Origin of the sequence: Microbacterium sp. NPDC097977 (genome assembly GCF_040302605.1) — a bacterium.
In the GTDB taxonomy this organism is placed as follows: domain Bacteria; phylum Actinomycetota; class Actinomycetes; order Actinomycetales; family Microbacteriaceae; genus Microbacterium.
Map to the genome: position 1 here is coordinate 72,932 of NZ_JBEOUR010000001.1, position 16,924 is coordinate 89,855.

A 16,924-nucleotide genomic window follows, 5' to 3' on the forward strand; every position below is an offset into this window, starting at 1 on the left:
CATGCGAAACAAGATCCTCCTCATCGGCGCCGTCGCCTTCGTCGCCTACATCCTGGGCAGCCGGGCCGCGACCGTGCAGATCGACAAGGGCGAGTCCGTCCGGCACCAGCTCGTGCGGATGTGGAACGACCCGAAGGCCAAGAAGGAGCGGGCCAAGGCCGCGAAGAAGGCCAAGAAGGCCGCGGAGAAGGCCCTCGACAAGGTGCGCCGCTGAGCGTCCGCACCCCACCTGCTTATCGTCGGTCGCGAAGAGCACGACGATAAGACGCCGGGAATCCTCCCGTCGTCATCATCACCCTCACGAAAGGAGCTCCTCATGGGACTCGATGACAAGATCAAGAACGCCGCTCAGGACATCGCCGGCAAGGCGAAGGAAGCGATCGGCAACGCGACCGACAACGACAAGCTCGCCGCCGAAGGCAAGGCCGACCAGGTCAAGGCCGACGCGAAGAAGGCCGGCGAGAACGTGAAGGACGCGTTCAAGAAGTAAGACCCCCCCCGACGGGCGGGCGGAGCATTCGTGCTCCGTCCGCCCGTTCGTGCGTGCGCGGGTGATCGTGAGACGATGCGGGGATGAGTGCTGGAGGGGACGCCGAATCCGAGCGGGAGCTGCGTGAGCTTCGTATCCGCGCGTACGGTCCGCGCGCAGACATCATGACGGATCCTGCCGCTCTGCGTCGGCTGGAGCAGCTGGAGGCCTCGCGCGTGGCGGCACCCGCCCCGGCTCTCCTCTCGGTCGATGCCCGGTCCGATTCCACCGCGGTCGACCAGCATGCAGCAGATCGAGCGGGCGATGATCTGCTCGACAGGCTCGGCGACGACAGGCTCGGTGACGACAGGCTCGGCGACGACAGGCTCGGTGACGACAGGCTCGGCGACGACAGGCTCGGTGACGACTCACAGGGGGACGACTCGCAGGGGGACGACGGTCCGGATCCGGCGGAGCGCGCTGCGGAGCGTCCTGCGCGCCTCGGGAGGAAGCCCGCCGCACTGTGGGCGGCGTCCGTGGTGGCATCCGCCGTCGCGGCCGCTCTCGTGACGTTCGCCGTCACCTCGCTGCACTCGGTGTCGGTATCGTCGGGCGCCCCGCAGGTCGACACCCTCCAGCTCACGCGCAACGGCTCTGTGCCGCCGAACTGGTTCGGAGCGGAGTCGGACATCGCCAGCGCGGAGTTCGCCGGTCTGACGATCTTCGAGAGTCCGGGGTGGATGTCGGAGTCGGGGGATCGCACATCGGACAACCGCTGCCTCTCGGTCGCCAGGACGAGCGACCTGCCGGAGAAGGGCGAGGACGAGGACGACTCGTACATGCGCGGCCCGATCTATGGGACGTGCGGCGTCGCCTCGTTCCCGACCGCGCTCGCCGTGCCGTTCAGCGACGAGCTGCCGGACGAGCTGATCGAGCGGTATCCCTCGGGCGTCGCGATCCAGTTCGTCCTGGACGGCGACCGCATCGGGGTCTTCGTCGACTCGAGCGATGACTAGCGGCCGGGACTCGAGCGATGACTAGCGGCCGGGACTCGAGCGAGGACTGGCGGCCCGCATTCGAGCGAGGGCTGGCGGCCCGCACTCGAGTAAGGGCTATGGGCTCGGCGCTCGACACGCTCACCCGAGCGGATTCTGCTCCAGCTTGCGGACGACGCCGCCCTCGACGAGCCGGCGCGCGGCGGTGTGGGGCTTCCTGGCCGCCTGGTCGACGACCCCGGAGCCGAACTCGTCGGCGAGGTCGAGGCGGGGATACGCCTCGAGAACCTCACGCAGGAAGGCCTCGGGAAGCGCGTCGGGGCGCGCGCCGGAGATGTCGAGACCGGTCGCGATCTCGAGCAGGTACCCTTCGACGTCGACCGCGGGATCCACCGAGGGCCAGTTGTGCCGCACGATCACCTCGAGCGCACGGGTGCCCCGCCGCTCGTCCCAGCCGGCGCCCCGGGTGAGCGCGACGGCGACATGGCCGCCGGCCTCCTCATAGGAGCGGAGCACGTTGTCGAACTCCGGAGCCAGGCCGATGTCATGGAGCACGGCCGAGACGTAGAGCAGCTCATGGTCGACGTCGTGTCGGCCTTCGATGACGGCGAACGCCTCGGCCCACAGCCACGAACGTACGACATGGTTGACCATCGTCGGGGACTGATACTGCGTCGCGAGCGACAGGGCGGCGATCGCCGCGGGCGTGCGGGGCGCCTCGAACGAGTCGAGGTGCAGGGGCGGATGCGTCTCGTGCGCGCTCATGCCGGTCAGCGTATCGCTTCGGGGCCGCACCGCCCGCATGCTCGCACGCCGATCTAGAGCGGCGGATCGAGGGCGTCGAGCGCCGCATCCATCTCCTCGGCCATGTGACGGTATCCGATGTCGGAGGGATGCAGACCGTCCGACGCCATCCAGCTGTCCTCGGCGCCGGCGTGGTGCCCGTCGAGCCATCTGCTCGCACCGGGGATCCAGTCCGCATCGATCCCGTCGGCGGCATCCTCGACCCATCCGATGATCGTCTCCACCGACTCGGGGCGCTCGTCGGTGTACCAGAACGGCTCGACGACGATGATCCTCGCGTCGGGCAGGGCGTCGCGCAGCCGGCTGAGGTCGTCGGTGATGGTCGTGCGGATGAGCTCGGCGCGTCGGTCGTAGCTGAAGTTGTCGTTGAGCCCCATCGTCACGAAGACGATGTCGGGGTCCTGCGCGATGACGAGTTCGGGGAGGTCGTTCCCGTCGAAGTCGGAGCGGTGGTTGACGAACCCGAGTCCGTTCACGCTGGGGTTGAACTCCTGCCATCCGCGCTGCTCGCTGATGATCGTGGACCATCGGAGAGCCGGATCGCTCGCCCCGGTGCCCAGCGTGTACGAGTCCCCGTAGAACGCGACGACCGGCCCATCTCCCGGTGTCGGGGACGCATCCGGCACCGGCCCCGCACTGCAGGCGGTGAGCCCGAGGGCGAGGGCGGCGAGCGAGGCGAGCGATCGGATGCGGCGCATGGTGGTTGTTCGTCACCGACCCCGGGGCGGATGGTGCGCCCTGCTAGGCGGTCTGACGCACCGTCGGACGGGTGAGCCGCGGGATCAGCGAGGGAGTGCTCTCGCGGTACTCGATGTAGTCCGCCCTGTCCCCCCACTTCTTCTCGGCACGCGCCTCGAGCAGCGGGATGCCGCTGACGCGGGTGAGCAGCAGGATCACGAACAGCGGCGACAGCACGGCCACCCACTGCCAGCCGGTGAGCACGGGGGCCGCGGTCACGAAGACGCCGACCCAGATCACGATCTCACCGAAGTAGTTGGGGTGCCGCGAGCGCGACCACAGGCCGGTGCGGATGAATTCGTCCTTGTTCTTCGGGTCGGCGCGGAACGCGGACTTCTGCGCGTCGGCGACGATCTCGATCACCATGCCGAGCACCCAGACGACGATGCCCACGACGGTGAGCCATCCGATGGGTGCGCGGTTCGCGGCGTCCGTGCTGATCGCGATCCAGGCGGCGGCGGCCGTGATCGACACCCAGGCCCCCTGGATGACCCAGACCTGCAGGAAACGCACGGGCGATCCCTTGATCTCGTCGAAGCGCCCGTCGGACCCTGCCTTGTGCACGCGCATGGCGAGGAAGGATCCGAGACGCGCGGCCCACAGGGCGACCATCACCGCGAGGATCCAGCTGCGCGCGTCGGGCATGGGCGTCAGCAGCACGAGGGCCACCGAGATCGCGAGGAACGTGAGGCTGCCGGTGAGGTCGAAGAAACGCTCGGTGCGCAGGAGCACGGCCGGGATGAAGGCGAGGATCTGGATCACGTAGGCGGCCGCCACCGCGACCGCGAAGAGCGGGATGCCGCCGAGCATCGCGCCGTTCTGGCTGCCGGCGAGCGCGACGAGCGCCCCGATGACGAGGGCGACGACGATGGCGATCAGCGAGGCGCGCGACGATCTGGTTTCGGTGGGCGTCGGTGAGGACATGGTGTTCTTCCTGTTTCTCAGAGGTAGAGGTCTTCGACGGTGACGGATGCGCGATCCAGGACGACGCTCCGTCGGAGTTTCATGGTGGGGGTGACGATCCCGCGGTCCTCGAGGTCGGCGAGGATCACGCTGAACCTGCGCACCTGCTCGCTGCGGGCCACCAGTGCGTTGGCGGCGTCGACGGATGCCTGCAGCCGCGCGCGCAGAGTGGGATCCGTGACCGCGCGGAGATCGGGCTCGGCCAGGGGCGGGATGTCGGCGCCCGTGGTGCGCGCCCACTCCTGCGTCTGCTCCGGATCGAGCACCAGCAGCGCGGAGAGGTAGGGCTTGCCCTCGCCCACCATCACCGCGTGGGAGATGAGCGGATCCGCCTCGACGGCGCTCTCCCAGCGGGTCGGCACGATCGTCTTGCCGTTGGAGGTGACGATGACGTCTTTGAGCCGTCCGTCGAGGATCAGTCTGCCCTGGTCGTCGAGTCGGCCGAGGTCGCCGGTGCGGAAGAATCCGTCGACGAAGGCGCCCTCATCGTGGGCGGGATTGCGGTATCCGCCGAAGACGCCGAGGCCGCGGGCGAGCACCTCCCCGTCGTCGCTGATGCGCACCGTGAGGCCGGGGAGCGGCGAGCCGACGCTGCCCGAGGCGATGCGTCCTGGCAGGTTTCCGGTGAGCGGCGCCGTGGTCTCGGTCAGCCCGTATCCCTCGATGACGGGAACGCCGATGCCGCGGAAGAACAGCGACAGCTCGGGGTCGAGTGCGGCGCCGCCAGAGAGCATGTAGCCGACGCGTCCGCCCATCACCGCGCGCAGGCGGCGGTAGAACAGCGCGTCGAAGAACCGGTGGCGCAGACGCAGGGCGAGATCGTTCGCGGGGTGCGCGGCGGCGTCGATCCGCTCGGCGCGGCGGCCCCACGCGATCGCCGTCTCCCTTGCCGTGGTCCAGACGCCTGCGAGGCCCTTGTCGGCGGCCTTGGCGGCGGCGGCCGCCTGGATCTTCTCCAGCACCCGGGGGACGACGACGAGGAAGGTCGGTCGCAGGGTGTCGAGGGTCGCGACGACGGTCGACGGGTCGGCGAGGTGGGCGATCCGCATGCCGCTGGCCAGGCAGATCAGCTGCAGGCCGCGGGCCAGCACATGAGCGAGCGGGAGGAAGATCACGGTGTTGCCGGCGTCGTTGACGATCTCGCGGTAGGCCGCGGCGATGTTCAGCACCTGTCCGAGGAAGTTCCGATGCGTCAGCACGACGCCCTTCGGCTCGCCCGTGGTGCCGGAGGTGTAGACGATCGTCGCCGGGTCGTCCTGGGTGGCCGATGCCCGGCGGGCCTCGAGGTCGGCATCCGAGACGTCGGCTCCGAGCGCGACGAGGTCGGCGAGTGGTGCGGATGCGGCGGCATCCATCGTCCACACGCCGAGGGGGTCGCCACCGGCCTCCGTGAGTGCCGACTGCAGCAGCGCCGTGTGCGACGCCGTGCCGCCGATCGCCAGACGCACCCCTGCGTCGGCGACGATGGCGTTCACCTGCGACGGCGAGGACGTCTCGTAGATCGGCACGACGACGGCACCGGCGAACCAGGATGCGAGATCGGCGACGGCCCACTCGTAGCGCGTAGGCGCCATGATCGCGATGGGGTCGCCCGCCTGCACGCCCCGGGCGATGAATCCCTTCGCCAGCGCGCGCACCTCATCGGAGAAAGCGCGCGTGGTGACCGGCCGCCAGGGGGCGGTGCTGCCGGCATCCGCCCTCTCGACCTCGAAGGCCACGTGCTCCGGCGCGGTCTGCGCACGGGCGACCAGGAGGTCGGTGATGTTCCGGTAGGCGTCGAGGACTGCCAGCGGCGGGGTCGATGATTCGATCATCGGTATGTTCCTCTCGGTCGAACGGGCGGTTCGGGGCGTGACGGCGGTCCTCGGTCGCGCGGACGAAAGGAACATGCGGGCGCGCGCATGTACTGCCATCCTCTCCTGTTCGGAGCCCCCGCCGATTCGGATGGGACCGCGTGCCGCGAGCAACCCCGGTTGACAGAACGCCGTCTAGCAACGTAGGTTGACAGTATGGAGTCATCACAGATCGCCGCGACCGCGGCGGACCTCAGCGATCCGCGAGCGGGGCTGCGCGCCGTGGCGACACTGCGCGTGCTGGCCGACACCCTCGAGCTGCGTCAGGTCGAGGCCGCGCTGCGCGCGGGAATGACCTGGCAGGACATCGCCGACGCCCTCGGTGTGACCCGTCAGGCCGCCCACAAGAAGCACGCCAGGCGGGTCGACCCCGCCATCCAGATCCCCAGGAGGAACGCATGACCAGGTTCGCTCGAGCAGCTCACACCAGCCACTCGCTCTCGGTCGCCGCCATGGAGGAGGCCTCCCGCTCGGGACTCCGCACGGCCGACATCGAGCATCTTCTGCTCGCCCTCATCATCAACGACCAGTCGGCGGGGCGGATGCTGCGCGGCGCAGGCCTCGACATCGACGCGGCCCGCCGCGCCGTCGAGGACCAGCACGCCGCGCACCTGGCCGAGCTGGGCATCGAGGCGTCGTTCCCGGGGGCGGGGCAGATCGTGTTCCCTCAGACCGAAGGATACGAATGGAGCACCCGCGCCTCCGACCTGCTCATCCGCGCCAGCGGCAGAGGCAAGTCGGGCGACGCCGCTGCGGTGCTCCGTGAACTCCTGGTCGAGCCCAGCGGGTTGATCGACGGCATCCTGGCGCGCCTCGGAACATCTGCGCAGGCTCTGCTCGAGCAGCTCGACGAGCTCGGCGCCGACGACACGACGACGCCGCTCACGGCGGTGAAGCGGCACGGCCGTGCGGCGGGATCGATCGAGACGTTCGTCTCCGCGCCGGTGGGCGACGTCGGGGCCTTCCTCATCGATCCCGCCCGGATCCCCGACTGGCATCCGGGCGTGGGGTCCCTCGAGCTCGGCGAGCAGGAGGTCGCCGTCGGCGAGGTCTGGGAGGGACTCGCGCCCACGCAGCGTCTGAACGGGGATCCTCTGACACGCAAGCCCGAACTCCGTCGTCGCCGCATCACCCTGGAGTCGGCCCATCTGCCCGACAGCGTCGCGTGGAGCTTCGCCTACCCCGATGCGCCGAAGAACAGCCCGGTTCTGATGGAGTTCACGCTGGCCGGCACGACGGGCGGAACGCAGGTCCACACGACGATGTCCTGGGCACGGCGCGGCGGATGGCGCGGGATCGTGGCTCTGCCCATGCGTCCGCTGCAGAAGTTCATGCTGTGGATCATGCTGGCCCAGACGAGCGCCGCGATCAGCCGTTCGTTCCGCTGACCCCCGCGTCGACCAGGATCGCCCGCGCGGCGCGCTCGCCGGAGGCCAGGGCCCCCTGGATCGACGCGGTGTCCCGATGGTCGCCCGCGATGTACAGGCGTTCGGAATGGCGCGGCGATCGCGGGGGTCCGAGGGGTGCCGGCTGTGCCGGGAGGGCGTCGACGATGTCGTCGCGCCGGATCACCTCCCAGGCGCTGACGTCGGCGCCCCAGATCTGTGCGAGGTGGTGGCGGACATCGTTCTCCTGCGCGGCGCCGGTGGTGGCGCGGCCGCCCGGCAGCAGGCAGGTCGCGGCGATGAGGTGGCGTCCGGCGGGAGCGTAGGAGGGCACGGTGTGGGTCATCACGACCGTGTTCACCACGGGCCCGCGGCCGCGCCCGTCGACGGTGAGCAGTGCAGACTTCGTCGGGGGTTCGGGCGTCGTGAACCACCAGGTCTGCAGCCCGTGCGTCGCCGGCGACGGAAGCCCCGTGAGGTCGGCCACCGCATCGGGCCCGACCGCGACGACCACCCGAGCCGCGCGGACGGGGTCGCCGTCGACGACTCCGACCTGGATGCCGGTGCCGTTGGCGTGACCTTCGGTCGACAGGCGTTCGGCGGCCGTGCCCAGCCGAATGGTGGCGCCGCCGGCGCGTGCGCGTGCCGCGAGCTGTTCGGGGACGGCGGCGATCCCCTGTGCCGGCAGTCCGGGGCGGCCGAGCGCGAAGTACCGCACGAGCAGCCGGGCGAACGCGTTCGACGTGTCGCCGCGACCCTCCGCCAGCACGCCGGCGAGGAACGGCTCGAGCACGGCGGTGCGCAGCGGGCCGTGGAGCCCCGCCGCATCCCATCCTTCCCTCAGCGGGATGTCGTCCTGCGCGAGGCGGGAGAGCGGACGCGCGAGAGCCGGCGCCGCCCAGCGCGCCAGCGCGACGGCATCCGGCAGGGCCACCAGTCCGCTGCGCAGCGAGGTGACGATCGACAGCGGATGCCGCAGCGGATGCCGCAGCGCGGCCATGCCCTGCGCCGTGCGCACCTGCACCCCCACCGGAAAGCTCCCCATCGCCAGGACGTCGAGATCGACGCTGCGGCGGAGCGCCGGGTAGGCGGGGTTGAGCACCTGGAAGCCGCGATCCAGCCGGAACCCGTCGACGATGTCGGTGCGCTGGCGTCCCCCGACGGCGTCGCCGGCCTCGAGCACGACGACATCGAGTCCGTGGGCTGCGAGCAGCTGTGCGCAGCGGAGTCCCGCGAGCCCGGCGCCGATCACGATCACGTCATGCACGGGGTACGGCTCCGGGGGTCTGCATCAGGCGCGTCGGCTGCATGGCACCAGCGTACGACGGGAGGGGAGAGGCGGACGCGTCCGTCGAGGCGATGGACTCCAGGTGCGGCAGTGTCACCCGGTGAGGGAGGTCCGCATGTCGTTCCACACCGACGCCAGGCAGTCCTCGAGCGGCACGTCGGCGGGCCCCTCCAGCCATCTGCCCACCGCGAGATCGAAGCAGGTGACGGCGACGGCTGCCAGCGTCCGAGCGCGCTCAGGGTCGATGCCGCGTCGGTGCAGAGACTCTTCGATGGCGCGGGCGAGGTAGTGACTGCGCAGAAGATCACGCTCGAGCAGTGCAGGCTCGCTGTGGACGATGCTGCGTCGTCGCGCCATCTGCTCCCGCCAGTCCTGCACACCCCGGCACGCGGCTGCAAGGCCGGCGCGCACGGTGTCCGTCCCGTCGCTCTCCGACGGGACGGATGCCATGAAGGCGCTCACCGCCTGGGGGAACTCGCGATCTCGGAGGAACAGCACGTCCCGCTTGTCGGAGAAGTGTCGAAAGAATGTCCGTGTGGTCAGGCCTGCCGCCTCGGCGATCTGCGGAACCGTGGTTCCTCCGTACCCCTGTTCGGTGAACAGGGCCATCGCTGCAGCTTCCAGCCGCAGTGCGGCATCCGGGGACCATCGAGGCATAGAGCCATGATGACACGAACTGTCGTAAGATCGACTGTGACGGCATGAGATGTCATCAGGATCGGGGAGTGGACGAGTGAGCGACAACACTGCGGCGTGGATCGATTCTCCGTACGCGGATCTGACGATCCGAGAGGCCCCCATGCCGAAGCCCGGGCCGGGGCAGCTGCTGGTGGAGGTGCGCGCGGTGGCGGCGAATCCGCTCGATGCGATCATCCAGTCCAACGGCACCGTCATGTACGGGTGGCTGCGGTACCCGGTCATCCTCGGCGAGGACGTCGCGGGCGTCGTCGTCGAGATGGGTGCCGACGTGGACGCCTTCGCCGTCGGGGATCGCGTCGTGGCGTACGCGATGGGTCTGGAGAAGGGGCGGGACGCGGTCTCCGAGAGCGGCTTCCAGGCCTACGTCGCCGTCGACGCCGGCTTGGCCGCCGCCCTGCCGGCGGCTACCGCCTTCGAAGATGCCGCCGTCCTGCCTCTGGCGGTGTCCACAGCCGCGGCCGGTCTGTTCGAGAGCGACCAGCTGGCGCTGGACTACTCCCGTGTCGGGAAGGAGGCGGCCCGCGACGAGGTCGTCGTGGTGTGGGGTGGCGCGACGGCCGTCGGTGGCAACGCGATCCAACTCGCCCGCGCAGCCGGGTACCGGGTCATCACGACGGCGTCTGCGAAGAATCACGACCGGATGAGGCAGTTGGGGGCAGAAGCCGTCTTCGACTATCGGGACCCGAAGGCCGTCGATCAGATCGTCCGCGAGGTCGGCGGCTCCGCGGTGGCGGGGATCCTCGCCGTCGCGGTGGGGTCCGCCGAGCCCTGTCTGCGGATCGCGCGCGCGACCGGTGCCACGAAGATCGCGATGGCGAGTCCTCCCGTCTCGTTCTACGAGCAACCGCGCCGCCGCGGCCTCTCCTTCGCCCGCATCCGCCTCTTCCTGGAACTCGGAACGCGAACCGCGTTCCTGCAGGTGCGCAGCCGCGCTCACGGCATCAGGGCCTCGTTCATCTGGGGGAGCGCCATCGCCACCTCTCCCGTGGGGCCGGCCATCTGGGGCGCCTATCTCCCCGCAGCGCTCGCATCCGGCGAGCACCGTCTCTACCCGGAAGCCCGCATCGCGGGACACGGCCTTCCGGACATCCAGAAGGCCATGGACACCCTTCGCCGCGGCGTGTCCGCGCAGAAGCTCGTCATCACCCTCGATCGGGCACCGAGGGGATCCTGACCGATCCACGGAGCCCGCGCAGAATCACACCGCAGGACCGTCGGCGCGAAGACACGCGAAGGGTGTGCGCGGAGATCAGCGGCCTGCGCCCGAGGTCTTCTGCTGTCCGCCGTCGCGCGGAAGCAGCTCGAACGGGAGGCCTTTCGACACCGCCCTCGCGTACCGGACGAGGGAGGCGGGTGGCAGATCCACCAGAGGTCCGCAGATGTGGAAGGCCGCGATGATCGCTCCGAGGTCGTCGCCTCGGCGGGTGCTGCGGAACCGTCGATCCGCCTCGTGGACGTTCGCCGCGGCGACCCGCACGATCTCCTGCCACTCCCGCTCGTCGAAGGACTCCGGGGGCACGGACCAGGCTCTCGGGGTGTTCACGGCCGAGCGGGTGGCCTGCTTCCCGCGGTGCGCAGCTGTGGCGTCGACGTTCACGGCCACCTCCCCCTTCGTGATCCCGTGCGCGGAGTGCAGCTCCGGTGTTGCGATGATCACGCATCAGCGCGCCCGAGGGCGTGCTGTGCAACATCTCGGTCTGCGCCCGCGCAACACACAGGCCGCGGCTCTCAGCGTTCGGCGAGGGCTCGGCGCATCCGGCGCACGGTGCCGAATCCCGACTGCTCGGCGGCGGCTCGCTCCGTCACCCCCTGATCGAGAAGGGCCGAGGCGTTCGCGATGCGGGTTCGACGCAGGTAGCCGGATGGGTTGTCGCCGTTCGCCTGGAACGAGCGGAAGAGGTGTGAACGGGAGACGCCCAGTTCGCGGGCGACCGTCTCCACCGTCGTCGCAGGATCGGCGGCCTGCGCGATGATGAAGGCCACGGCGTCGAGATGGATCTGGTCGCCCGGTCGGCTCTCGTGCTTCTCGAAGCGGAGATCGCTGGCTGCGGCGATCGCCGCGACGAGCTCGGTGATCGCCCTCTCGACGTGGGTGAATGCGGCGTCCGAGGGAGGGACGGGGCGAGAGAAGATGGCGTTCGTCAGACTCAGGAACAGGGCGAGGTAGTCGGGTGACGCTTGTCCTGTCCTGACGATCACGCCATCGGCGAGGTTGTATCCGCCGAGCACGACGAGGGAGCACACGACGGCGGTCGCGCTGTCTATGAAGGTGAGGCTCTCGGGGCGGACGAGGATGACACCCCCTTCGGGGACGATGCTGACCGTCGTGCTCGTTCCTACCGTCAGCTCGCCCTCGGTGACGACGAGGAGCATCAGGCGCTCCTCCGCCACCTGTCGGGGGGCCGGCGCGAAGGTGAACCTGGCTGGAGGGTGCCAGAAGCGGGAGACGATGAAGTCACGGCTCTTGAGAAGATCTCCCGCGAAGCTGAAGTCATCGGTGGGCGGTGTGAGTTCCCACCCCGTCAACGCAAGGAGGTCGCGAGCGGCTCCGGCTCGGAGGTTGAACCTTCGGTTCTCGTAGACGGCGGGGAAGATCTGCATCCGGGTCGCCTTCCTGCGCGTCGGGTGAAACGAGCTTAGCCAGGTGTCTGATCCTCGGGATCGATAGGATCGCCGGATGACCGCACTCGCCAGGGCCACGGACGCGCAGATCGATGCCCTCTGCGATGCCTTCACGTCGGTATCGTGGCCGCTCGGCCGCGACGACTTCAAGACGCTCGCAGAGCGCCTCGGGTGGCAGTTCGCGTTGGAGACGTCGAGCGGCATCCAGCACCGTTCGGGGTATCCCGTGAATCTGCCGACCGTTCGCTCGCTCGTGGCGGGGGACGCAGTGTCCCAGGTCACGGTCGCGGTCTCCGATAAGAGCGACGACGCCGAGGGGCTGCAGAGTGCTGCGCACGAGCTGCGGGCGGCGCTGGGCGAGCGCCTCGGTGAGCCCTCCGGCTCCGACGGTGCAGGTCACCACTGGGAACTGGGCAACGGCGGCAGGATCCGGCTCACGAGGGTGCCCAGGAAGGTGCTGCTCGTCGTCCAGGATCAGCGGTTCGCCGAGGTGGAGCGAGTAGAGGAACGCCTGGGCATCGACCCCGGCCGCACGCCGGCATAGGGGCTGACAGTGCCTGATTCCGGGTCGGAACAGCGCTGGACGTGGCGCATGTGGAGGGGCTGACGGGAATCGAACCCGCGCTATCTGCTTGGGAAGCAGAAGTTCTGGACTGAACATTCCTCTAGGTTCTTTTCCTTCCCTGATCAGCCGATTGGTAGGCGGATGAACGATAGGAGAAGCACAAGGAACTTGAGCAAAAGAGCGAGTAAGTAGCGGGCCGCTATGCTCGCGACCATGAAGATCCGTGCCGCGCTCGTCGCCGCTATCGCCGCCCTGTTACTTACGGGGTGCTCGTCCACGCCAGCAGCAGAGTCCAGCCCTACCGAGTCTGCCCCCACGGCGGTGGTATCCGAAGACAGCACAGTAGCTCAATGGGCGTCTCTCATCGCTCGGCAGAAGGCATCCTGGGAGGACTGGGAGACGGGGTGGAATGAAAACTCCTGCTCGGGCCTTGTCGCAGGATCCGAAAGTGGCTTCCTGTGTCGTGTACAGATGATGTCCGCGATGTATCAGTCGCAGACCACTGACATCGAGTACCAACTCGCGACCGGACCGGGGAAGAAGGGATTCATCGCTGAGCAGCCTCCGCAGGAGATTTCAGCGTTGTTCGCGGACACGCGGCAGGCGGCCGTCGAAGCCCGCGACGCGGGTGCCGCGTGGGACGCCGCTGGTTGCTCGGCCACAGCTGCGGGTGACTGCGGCGCTCTCGCAGTCACGTTTGATCGCGCGATAGGTGACTTGATGTCAGAGTTCGACGCTTGGGGGCCGTACCTCTAACGTCCGGGTCTGTCCACGATCTCGCAGATTTCGGGGACGTGCTCCTCGGTACCGAGTGCCGGCCAGGCGAAGCGCTGGCGCTGCGGTGGGATGACGTCGACCTCGAGGGCGGGTGGATCACCATAGAAGGGACCGTGACCCGAGTCGCCGGGGTCGGACTCATCCCCCAGGAAGCGCCGAAGTCGGAGGCGTCACGCCGGAAGCTCGCGCTCCCTCGGTTCGTCCTCGACGCGCTCGTGCGCCGCAGAGTGAATGCCTACTGCGAGTGGGTGTTCCCCTCCGCGGTCGGAACGCTCCGCTGGCCCGAGAACGTCCGCCAGCAATGGAACGTCGCGTTGCGAGGCACTGGCGTCGAGTGGATGACGCCGAAGGACTGCCGGAAGGCTGTCGCTACGATCCTCGGTGTGGAGGCCGCGCGTGAGCAGCTCGGCCATTCACCCGACTCGAACGTGACCTCGCGGCACTAGGTGGAGAAGCCGCTAGAGCGTCCGGACCAGGCCGCGCGGCTGGAAGTGTTCGCGATCGAAACCAGCGAGTAAATAGCGAGATGCCCCGCTCGTCCGTGAGGACGGCGGGGATTCGTCGTGAGAAAATGCCTGATCAGAGGGGCTGACGGGAATCGAACCCGCGCTATCTGCTTGGGAAGCAGAAGTTCTGCCATTGAACTACAGCCCCGAACCTGCATCCGAAGAGCAAGTGACGCCAGCCTACCCGCACGATCCGTCACGACCAAAGTGCGGGACGGGTGTGGCAACTAGGCTGGGGCCGTGCTTCTCAGCGACCGCGACATCAGAGCAGAACTCGCATCCGGCCACATCGGTCTGGATCCGCACGAGCCGGAGATGATCCAGCCGTCGAGCATCGACGTGCGCCTGGACCGCTACTTCCGCCTCTTCGACAACCACAAGTATCCGTTCATCGATCCCTCGGTCGATCAGCCGGAGCTCACGCGGTTGATCGAGGTCGACCCCGACGAGCCGTTCATCCTGCACCCGGGCGAGTTCGCCCTCGGCGCGACCTTCGAGCAGGTCTCGCTCGCAGATGACATCGCGGCACGCCTCGAGGGCAAGTCGTCGCTGGGGCGGCTGGGCCTCATCACCCACTCGACCGCAGGATTCATCGATCCGGGATTCACCGGCCACGTCACGCTGGAGCTCGCGAACGTCGCCACGCTGCCGATCAAGCTGTGGCCCGGCATGAAGATCGGCCAGCTGTGCTTCTTCCGGCTGACCTCGCCGGCCGAGAACCCCTACGGCTCCGGCCCCTACGGCAACCGTTACCAGGGACAGCGCGGACCCACGGCATCCCGCTCGTTCCAGAACTTCCACAAGACCGACGTCGGGACGACCGACGTCGGAGCCGTAGGAGGCTGACATGAGCGGCGACGACAGCGACCGGCAGATTCCGATGGACCCGCGGGATGCTGTCGTCCCGCCGCCGCCCGCGGAGGGCGCGGTTCCGAACGTCGTGATCCCGCCGCCTCCGCCGGAGTCGTCCGTTCCGGACGTCGTGATCCCGCCGCCTCCGCCGGAGTCGTCCGTTCCGGATGTGGTGATCCCGCCGCCCCCTCCGGAGGCGATGCTTCCCGCGACCCGCAGGTCGCGGCCGAAGCCGGCGATCCTCACCGGCGACCAGCCTGCTCCGGTCGCGGACGACTGGGCGCAGCCGTCGGTGGCTCCCGAGGTCCCGACATCCGGCGGATATCGTGCGCTGACCTTCGTGATCTTCGCTTTCCTGGTGGTCATCCTGGTCGCGGCGATCGTCGGCGCGATCTACCTCGGCACGACGACCTTCGGGATGTCGGCCGTCGATTCCTCGTCTGTCGCAGGCGCCGCGGCATCCTGGACCGGGTGACGTGGGCGACCTCACCTATGACCCCGAGGTCGATGCGGCCTACGCCACGATCGGGCGTCCGATCCGGCCCGGCGAGGCGGCGCGGCAGGTGCCGGTGGCGTTGCCCGACGGCATGTCCGGCGAACTCCTCCTCGACTTCGATCGCGACGGTCATCTGCTCGGGGTCGAGATCCTCGGCGCGTCGGGGCTGCTCCGGCCGGAGGATGTCCGCGGTCAGTGAGGCAACGGGGTCGCACCGGGCTCGTCTGAGATTGCGCCGTTCCCCCGCGCGCACGCAAGAAGGCCCCGCCTGACCGGGGTCAGGCGGGGCCTTCCTGTGCTCGGATGCGGTCAGGCGTCGCGACCGCGGGAGAACCCGGCGTCGAAGCCGCGCTCGTAGGCGTGCTGCGCCGCGCGGGCGGTGCGGTGGTCACCGCGATTGTGGCCGCGATCAGGACCGAAGCCGTGGCCGCGGTGGTCGCCGTGCCCGTGGTCGCCGCGCTCGTCGGCGAGGCGATCGTGCCCGCGGTGTCCGTGGTGCGCGCAGGTGCGGCCGGTGGAGTCCGAGTCGGCGCCGAACTCGGCATCCGCACCGTGCTCATGCCCGTACTCGCGACCCTGACCGAAGTCCGAGCCGAAGTCGCGACCGCGTCCGAACGGGCGGCCGTGGCGACGGCCGAAGCCGGGACCGAAGCCGTGCCCGCGTCCGAACCTGCGAGGTTCGAAGCCGCGGCGACGGCCGCGTCCTCGGGGGAGCGGAGTCTCCTCGTCCCAGCCGAACGCGCGAGCGATCTGCTCGAGTGTGGCGAGGGTGGTGTCGAGGTCGTCGGGTGAGACGGCGTCGGTGACCTTGGCGCGGATGCCGTCGACGATGCCGAGGAGGCGTTCCTTGGCTGCGCGACCGTCGGCGGTGAGCGTCCAGCCGTCGCCGTCGGCGACGACCCATCCGCGCTCCACGAGATTGTGCAGTTTGTGGGCGTTCAGCGGGCGGCGCGCGGGCACCGAACCGTCGATCACGTTGAGGATCCGCCAGTCTCGGCGGCTCGCCTGCTCGCTCTCGAAGGCCGAGGCGAACTCGGCGGCCATCAGGCGGTCGACCGCCGTGATCCAGAAGCCGAACGGGCGGGAGGTGCTGTCTGTGTTCTGAGTGTCAGAGGTGTTCATGGGATGAGTCCTTAGATGTCATGGAGCATGTGCTTGTCACTATGCATGTATATGTAGTGTGACATGCAGTTCGGATGCATGTCAAGTCGCATGTAAAATCGACGGGTGAGCGCCCAAGAGAACGACCCCGCCGAGGCCATCGCCCGCGCCCTGTCCCGCCTGCGCGGGCGCCGTCCGGGCGAACGCGGTCGAGGCCCCCGCGGGATGGGTGCGACGCGCGGGTGGCACGGTGGCCCGCATCCCGACCACTTCGAGCAAGGCGTGCACGATCACGGGCGCTCGGGACATCCCGGCATGCCGCCGTGGATGAACGATCCGTCCGGGCGCTTCGGGGGACCGGCTCGGATGCGGATGCTCGAGGCGCTCGCCGCGGCATCCGCACCGCTGAGCGTGAGCGACCTCGGCGCGGCGATCGGTGTCGATCAGCCGCGCGCCTCGCGGCTCGTGCAACAGGGGGTCGCGCACGGGTTCGTGCGGCGCGAGGCGGATCCGGACGACGCGCGACGCACGCGCATCGCGCTCACGGACGAGGGGCGCACGGCTGCGCGCGGAATGAGGGGGGAGCGGCGCGAGGCTCTCGGCAAGGCGCTCGCGGCGTTCACCGCGGACGAGCGGGAGCAGCTCGCGATGCTGTTGAACAAGCTCGCCGACAACTGGGAGAGCTGAGCGCTCGATCTGCCGCCGGAGTGGCGGCCCGGGCGAGGGCGGTCTGGATCGTTGGAGACCTGTGCCGGGGGCGACGTGCGGCGTTCGTGATCGGCATTCCGGAACGCTGCTGCGGTGTTCCGGA

Annotated in this window: 22 protein-coding genes and 1 tRNA gene; 13 read left to right on the forward strand and 10 right to left on the reverse strand. The window is 69.3% G+C overall.

Annotated features, from left to right (window positions below; genetic code table 11):
* The first annotated feature begins 1 nt into the window (after position 1).
* The 3 genes from ABTZ43_RS00390 (at position 2) to ABTZ43_RS00400 (ending at position 1,485) form a co-directional block, all read left to right on the forward strand.
* Entirely contained in the window at positions 2–214 is a 213-nt protein-coding gene (locus ABTZ43_RS00390; protein WP_045252975.1) for a hypothetical protein, read from the forward strand.
* 102 nt (positions 215–316) lie between these two features.
* Positions 317–490 carry a CsbD family protein gene (locus ABTZ43_RS00395; protein ID WP_053098095.1) on the forward strand — a complete coding sequence of 58 codons (174 nt, stop codon included), beginning with the start codon at positions 317–319 and terminating at the stop codon, positions 488–490.
* An 83-nt stretch (positions 491–573) separates the two neighbouring features.
* Positions 574–1,485, forward strand: a complete 912-nt coding sequence (locus tag ABTZ43_RS00400) for a hypothetical protein (RefSeq protein ID WP_350537482.1) — start codon at positions 574–576, stop codon at positions 1,483–1,485.
* 120 nt (positions 1,486–1,605) lie between these two features.
* Here ABTZ43_RS00400 and ABTZ43_RS00405 read toward each other — a convergent pair whose 3' ends face one another.
* Genes ABTZ43_RS00405 through ABTZ43_RS00420 form a run of 4 tightly spaced genes read right to left on the reverse strand, consistent with a single transcriptional unit; the run spans position 1,606 to position 5,783 of the window.
* Positions 1,606–2,229, reverse strand: coding sequence for an HD domain-containing protein (locus tag ABTZ43_RS00405; RefSeq protein ID WP_056414853.1), 624 nt, complete (start codon positions 2,227–2,229; stop codon positions 1,606–1,608).
* A 53-nt stretch (positions 2,230–2,282) separates the two neighbouring features.
* On the reverse strand, positions 2,283–2,966 hold the full coding sequence (locus ABTZ43_RS00410; protein WP_056414857.1) for an SGNH/GDSL hydrolase family protein: 684 nt from the start codon (positions 2,964–2,966) through the stop codon (positions 2,283–2,285).
* 43 nt (positions 2,967–3,009) lie between these two features.
* On the reverse strand, positions 3,010–3,930 hold the full coding sequence (locus ABTZ43_RS00415) for a DUF1295 domain-containing protein (RefSeq protein ID WP_350537483.1): 921 nt from the start codon (positions 3,928–3,930) through the stop codon (positions 3,010–3,012).
* A 17-nt stretch (positions 3,931–3,947) separates the two neighbouring features.
* A complete protein-coding gene (locus ABTZ43_RS00420) occupies positions 3,948–5,783 on the reverse strand; it encodes an AMP-dependent synthetase/ligase (protein ID WP_350537484.1) in 1,836 nt (611 codons plus the stop codon).
* A gap of 195 nt (positions 5,784–5,978) precedes the next feature.
* Here ABTZ43_RS00420 and ABTZ43_RS00425 point away from each other — a divergent pair, with 195 nt between their 5' ends.
* Together ABTZ43_RS00425 and ABTZ43_RS00430 are read left to right on the forward strand one after the other, a co-directional pair.
* Complete coding sequence (locus ABTZ43_RS00425; protein WP_149422066.1) at positions 5,979–6,224, forward strand: hypothetical protein; 246 nt, start codon at positions 5,979–5,981, stop codon at positions 6,222–6,224.
* Positions 6,221–7,210, forward strand: coding sequence for an SRPBCC family protein (locus tag ABTZ43_RS00430; protein ID WP_314098535.1), 990 nt, complete (start codon positions 6,221–6,223; stop codon positions 7,208–7,210). The genes ABTZ43_RS00425 and ABTZ43_RS00430 overlap by 4 nt, the downstream gene beginning before the upstream one ends.
* On the opposite strand, the gene ABTZ43_RS00435 is transcribed toward ABTZ43_RS00430, so the two are convergent.
* Both ABTZ43_RS00435 and ABTZ43_RS00440 read right to left on the reverse strand, forming a co-directional pair.
* Positions 7,191–8,474: an FAD-dependent oxidoreductase gene (locus tag ABTZ43_RS00435; protein WP_350537485.1), complete on the reverse strand. Its 1,284-nt coding sequence runs from the start codon at positions 8,472–8,474 to the stop codon at positions 7,191–7,193. The genes ABTZ43_RS00430 and ABTZ43_RS00435 overlap by 20 nt on opposite strands.
* A 114-nt stretch (positions 8,475–8,588) precedes the next feature.
* On the reverse strand, positions 8,589–9,152 hold the full coding sequence (locus ABTZ43_RS00440) for a TetR/AcrR family transcriptional regulator (protein ID WP_162247489.1): 564 nt from the start codon (positions 9,150–9,152) through the stop codon (positions 8,589–8,591).
* Positions 9,153–9,228: 76 nt separating this feature from the next.
* Here ABTZ43_RS00440 and ABTZ43_RS00445 point away from each other — a divergent pair, with 76 nt between their 5' ends.
* Complete coding sequence (locus ABTZ43_RS00445) at positions 9,229–10,368, forward strand: zinc-binding alcohol dehydrogenase family protein (protein WP_149422070.1); 1,140 nt, start codon at positions 9,229–9,231, stop codon at positions 10,366–10,368.
* A gap of 75 nt (positions 10,369–10,443) precedes the next feature.
* Here ABTZ43_RS00445 and ABTZ43_RS00450 read toward each other — a convergent pair whose 3' ends face one another.
* Both ABTZ43_RS00450 and ABTZ43_RS00455 read right to left on the reverse strand, forming a co-directional pair.
* Entirely contained in the window at positions 10,444–10,851 is a 408-nt protein-coding gene (locus ABTZ43_RS00450) for a hypothetical protein (protein WP_350537486.1), read from the reverse strand.
* Between the two features lie 71 nt (positions 10,852–10,922).
* Positions 10,923–11,795 (reverse strand): helix-turn-helix transcriptional regulator, encoded by an 873-nt coding sequence (locus ABTZ43_RS00455; RefSeq protein WP_350537487.1) that lies wholly within the window; start codon positions 11,793–11,795, stop codon positions 10,923–10,925.
* Positions 11,796–11,871: 76 nt separating this feature from the next.
* Between ABTZ43_RS00455 and ABTZ43_RS00460 the strand changes: the two genes are divergently transcribed.
* The 3 genes from ABTZ43_RS00460 to ABTZ43_RS00470 all read left to right on the forward strand — a co-directional run bounded on the left by ABTZ43_RS00460 (position 11,872) and on the right by ABTZ43_RS00470 (position 13,604).
* Complete coding sequence (locus tag ABTZ43_RS00460) at positions 11,872–12,360, forward strand: DUF6301 family protein (RefSeq protein WP_056414886.1); 489 nt, start codon at positions 11,872–11,874, stop codon at positions 12,358–12,360.
* A 234-nt stretch (positions 12,361–12,594) separates the two neighbouring features.
* Positions 12,595–13,137: a hypothetical protein gene (locus ABTZ43_RS00465; RefSeq protein WP_350537488.1), complete on the forward strand. Its 543-nt coding sequence runs from the start codon at positions 12,595–12,597 to the stop codon at positions 13,135–13,137.
* 38 nt (positions 13,138–13,175) lie between these two features.
* Positions 13,176–13,604, forward strand: coding sequence for a site-specific integrase (locus tag ABTZ43_RS00470; protein WP_350537489.1), 429 nt, complete (start codon positions 13,176–13,178; stop codon positions 13,602–13,604).
* Positions 13,605–13,741: 137 nt separating this feature from the next.
* On the opposite strand, the gene ABTZ43_RS00475 is transcribed toward ABTZ43_RS00470, so the two are convergent.
* Positions 13,742–13,812: transfer RNA gene (locus ABTZ43_RS00475), tRNA-Gly, on the reverse strand.
* Positions 13,813–13,904: 92 nt separating this feature from the next.
* Between ABTZ43_RS00475 and dcd the strand changes: the two genes are divergently transcribed.
* From dcd to ABTZ43_RS00490, 3 genes are read left to right on the forward strand one after another with little or no spacing between them, the layout of a single operon-like run.
* Positions 13,905–14,510 carry a dCTP deaminase gene (gene dcd / locus ABTZ43_RS00480; RefSeq protein WP_042536862.1) on the forward strand — a complete coding sequence of 202 codons (606 nt, stop codon included), beginning with the start codon at positions 13,905–13,907 and terminating at the stop codon, positions 14,508–14,510.
* Position 14,511: 1 nt separating this feature from the next.
* Positions 14,512–14,991 (forward strand): hypothetical protein, encoded by a 480-nt coding sequence (locus ABTZ43_RS00485; RefSeq protein ID WP_350537490.1) that lies wholly within the window; start codon positions 14,512–14,514, stop codon positions 14,989–14,991.
* Position 14,992: 1 nt separating this feature from the next.
* Complete coding sequence (locus ABTZ43_RS00490) at positions 14,993–15,211, forward strand: DUF2283 domain-containing protein (RefSeq protein WP_253384726.1); 219 nt, start codon at positions 14,993–14,995, stop codon at positions 15,209–15,211.
* Positions 15,212–15,321: 110 nt separating this feature from the next.
* Here ABTZ43_RS00490 and ABTZ43_RS00495 read toward each other — a convergent pair whose 3' ends face one another.
* Positions 15,322–16,134: a winged helix DNA-binding protein gene (locus tag ABTZ43_RS00495; protein ID WP_350537491.1), complete on the reverse strand. Its 813-nt coding sequence runs from the start codon at positions 16,132–16,134 to the stop codon at positions 15,322–15,324.
* A gap of 105 nt (positions 16,135–16,239) precedes the next feature.
* Here ABTZ43_RS00495 and ABTZ43_RS00500 point away from each other — a divergent pair, with 105 nt between their 5' ends.
* On the forward strand, positions 16,240–16,800 hold the full coding sequence (locus ABTZ43_RS00500) for a MarR family winged helix-turn-helix transcriptional regulator (protein ID WP_350537492.1): 561 nt from the start codon (positions 16,240–16,242) through the stop codon (positions 16,798–16,800).
* Positions 16,801–16,924: the final 124 nt, after the last annotated feature.

Coding starts and splice junctions, on each gene's coding strand:
- ABTZ43_RS00405 (WP_056414853.1), bottom strand. CDS start 2,229: ATGAGCGCGCACGAGACGCATCCGCCCCTGCACCTCGACTCGTTCGAG.
- ABTZ43_RS00430 (WP_314098535.1), top strand. CDS start 6,221: ATGACCAGGTTCGCTCGAGCAGCTCACACCAGCCACTCGCTCTCGGTC.
- ABTZ43_RS00440 (WP_162247489.1), bottom strand. CDS start 9,152: ATGCCTCGATGGTCCCCGGATGCCGCACTGCGGCTGGAAGCTGCAGCG.
- ABTZ43_RS00465 (WP_350537488.1), top strand. CDS start 12,595: ATGAAGATCCGTGCCGCGCTCGTCGCCGCTATCGCCGCCCTGTTACTT.
- ABTZ43_RS00395 (WP_053098095.1), top strand. CDS start 317: ATGGGACTCGATGACAAGATCAAGAACGCCGCTCAGGACATCGCCGGC.
- ABTZ43_RS00425 (WP_149422066.1), top strand. CDS start 5,979: ATGGAGTCATCACAGATCGCCGCGACCGCGGCGGACCTCAGCGATCCG.
- ABTZ43_RS00400 (WP_350537482.1), top strand. CDS start 574: ATGAGTGCTGGAGGGGACGCCGAATCCGAGCGGGAGCTGCGTGAGCTT.
- ABTZ43_RS00495 (WP_350537491.1), bottom strand. CDS start 16,134: ATGAACACCTCTGACACTCAGAACACAGACAGCACCTCCCGCCCGTTC.
- ABTZ43_RS00420 (WP_350537484.1), bottom strand. CDS start 5,783: ATGATCGAATCATCGACCCCGCCGCTGGCAGTCCTCGACGCCTACCGG.
- ABTZ43_RS00485 (WP_350537490.1), top strand. CDS start 14,512: ATGAGCGGCGACGACAGCGACCGGCAGATTCCGATGGACCCGCGGGAT.
- ABTZ43_RS00455 (WP_350537487.1), bottom strand. CDS start 11,795: ATGCAGATCTTCCCCGCCGTCTACGAGAACCGAAGGTTCAACCTCCGA.
- ABTZ43_RS00415 (WP_350537483.1), bottom strand. CDS start 3,930: ATGTCCTCACCGACGCCCACCGAAACCAGATCGTCGCGCGCCTCGCTG.
- ABTZ43_RS00410 (WP_056414857.1), bottom strand. CDS start 2,966: ATGCGCCGCATCCGATCGCTCGCCTCGCTCGCCGCCCTCGCCCTCGGG.
- ABTZ43_RS00390 (WP_045252975.1), top strand. CDS start 2: ATGCGAAACAAGATCCTCCTCATCGGCGCCGTCGCCTTCGTCGCCTAC.
- ABTZ43_RS00460 (WP_056414886.1), top strand. CDS start 11,872: ATGACCGCACTCGCCAGGGCCACGGACGCGCAGATCGATGCCCTCTGC.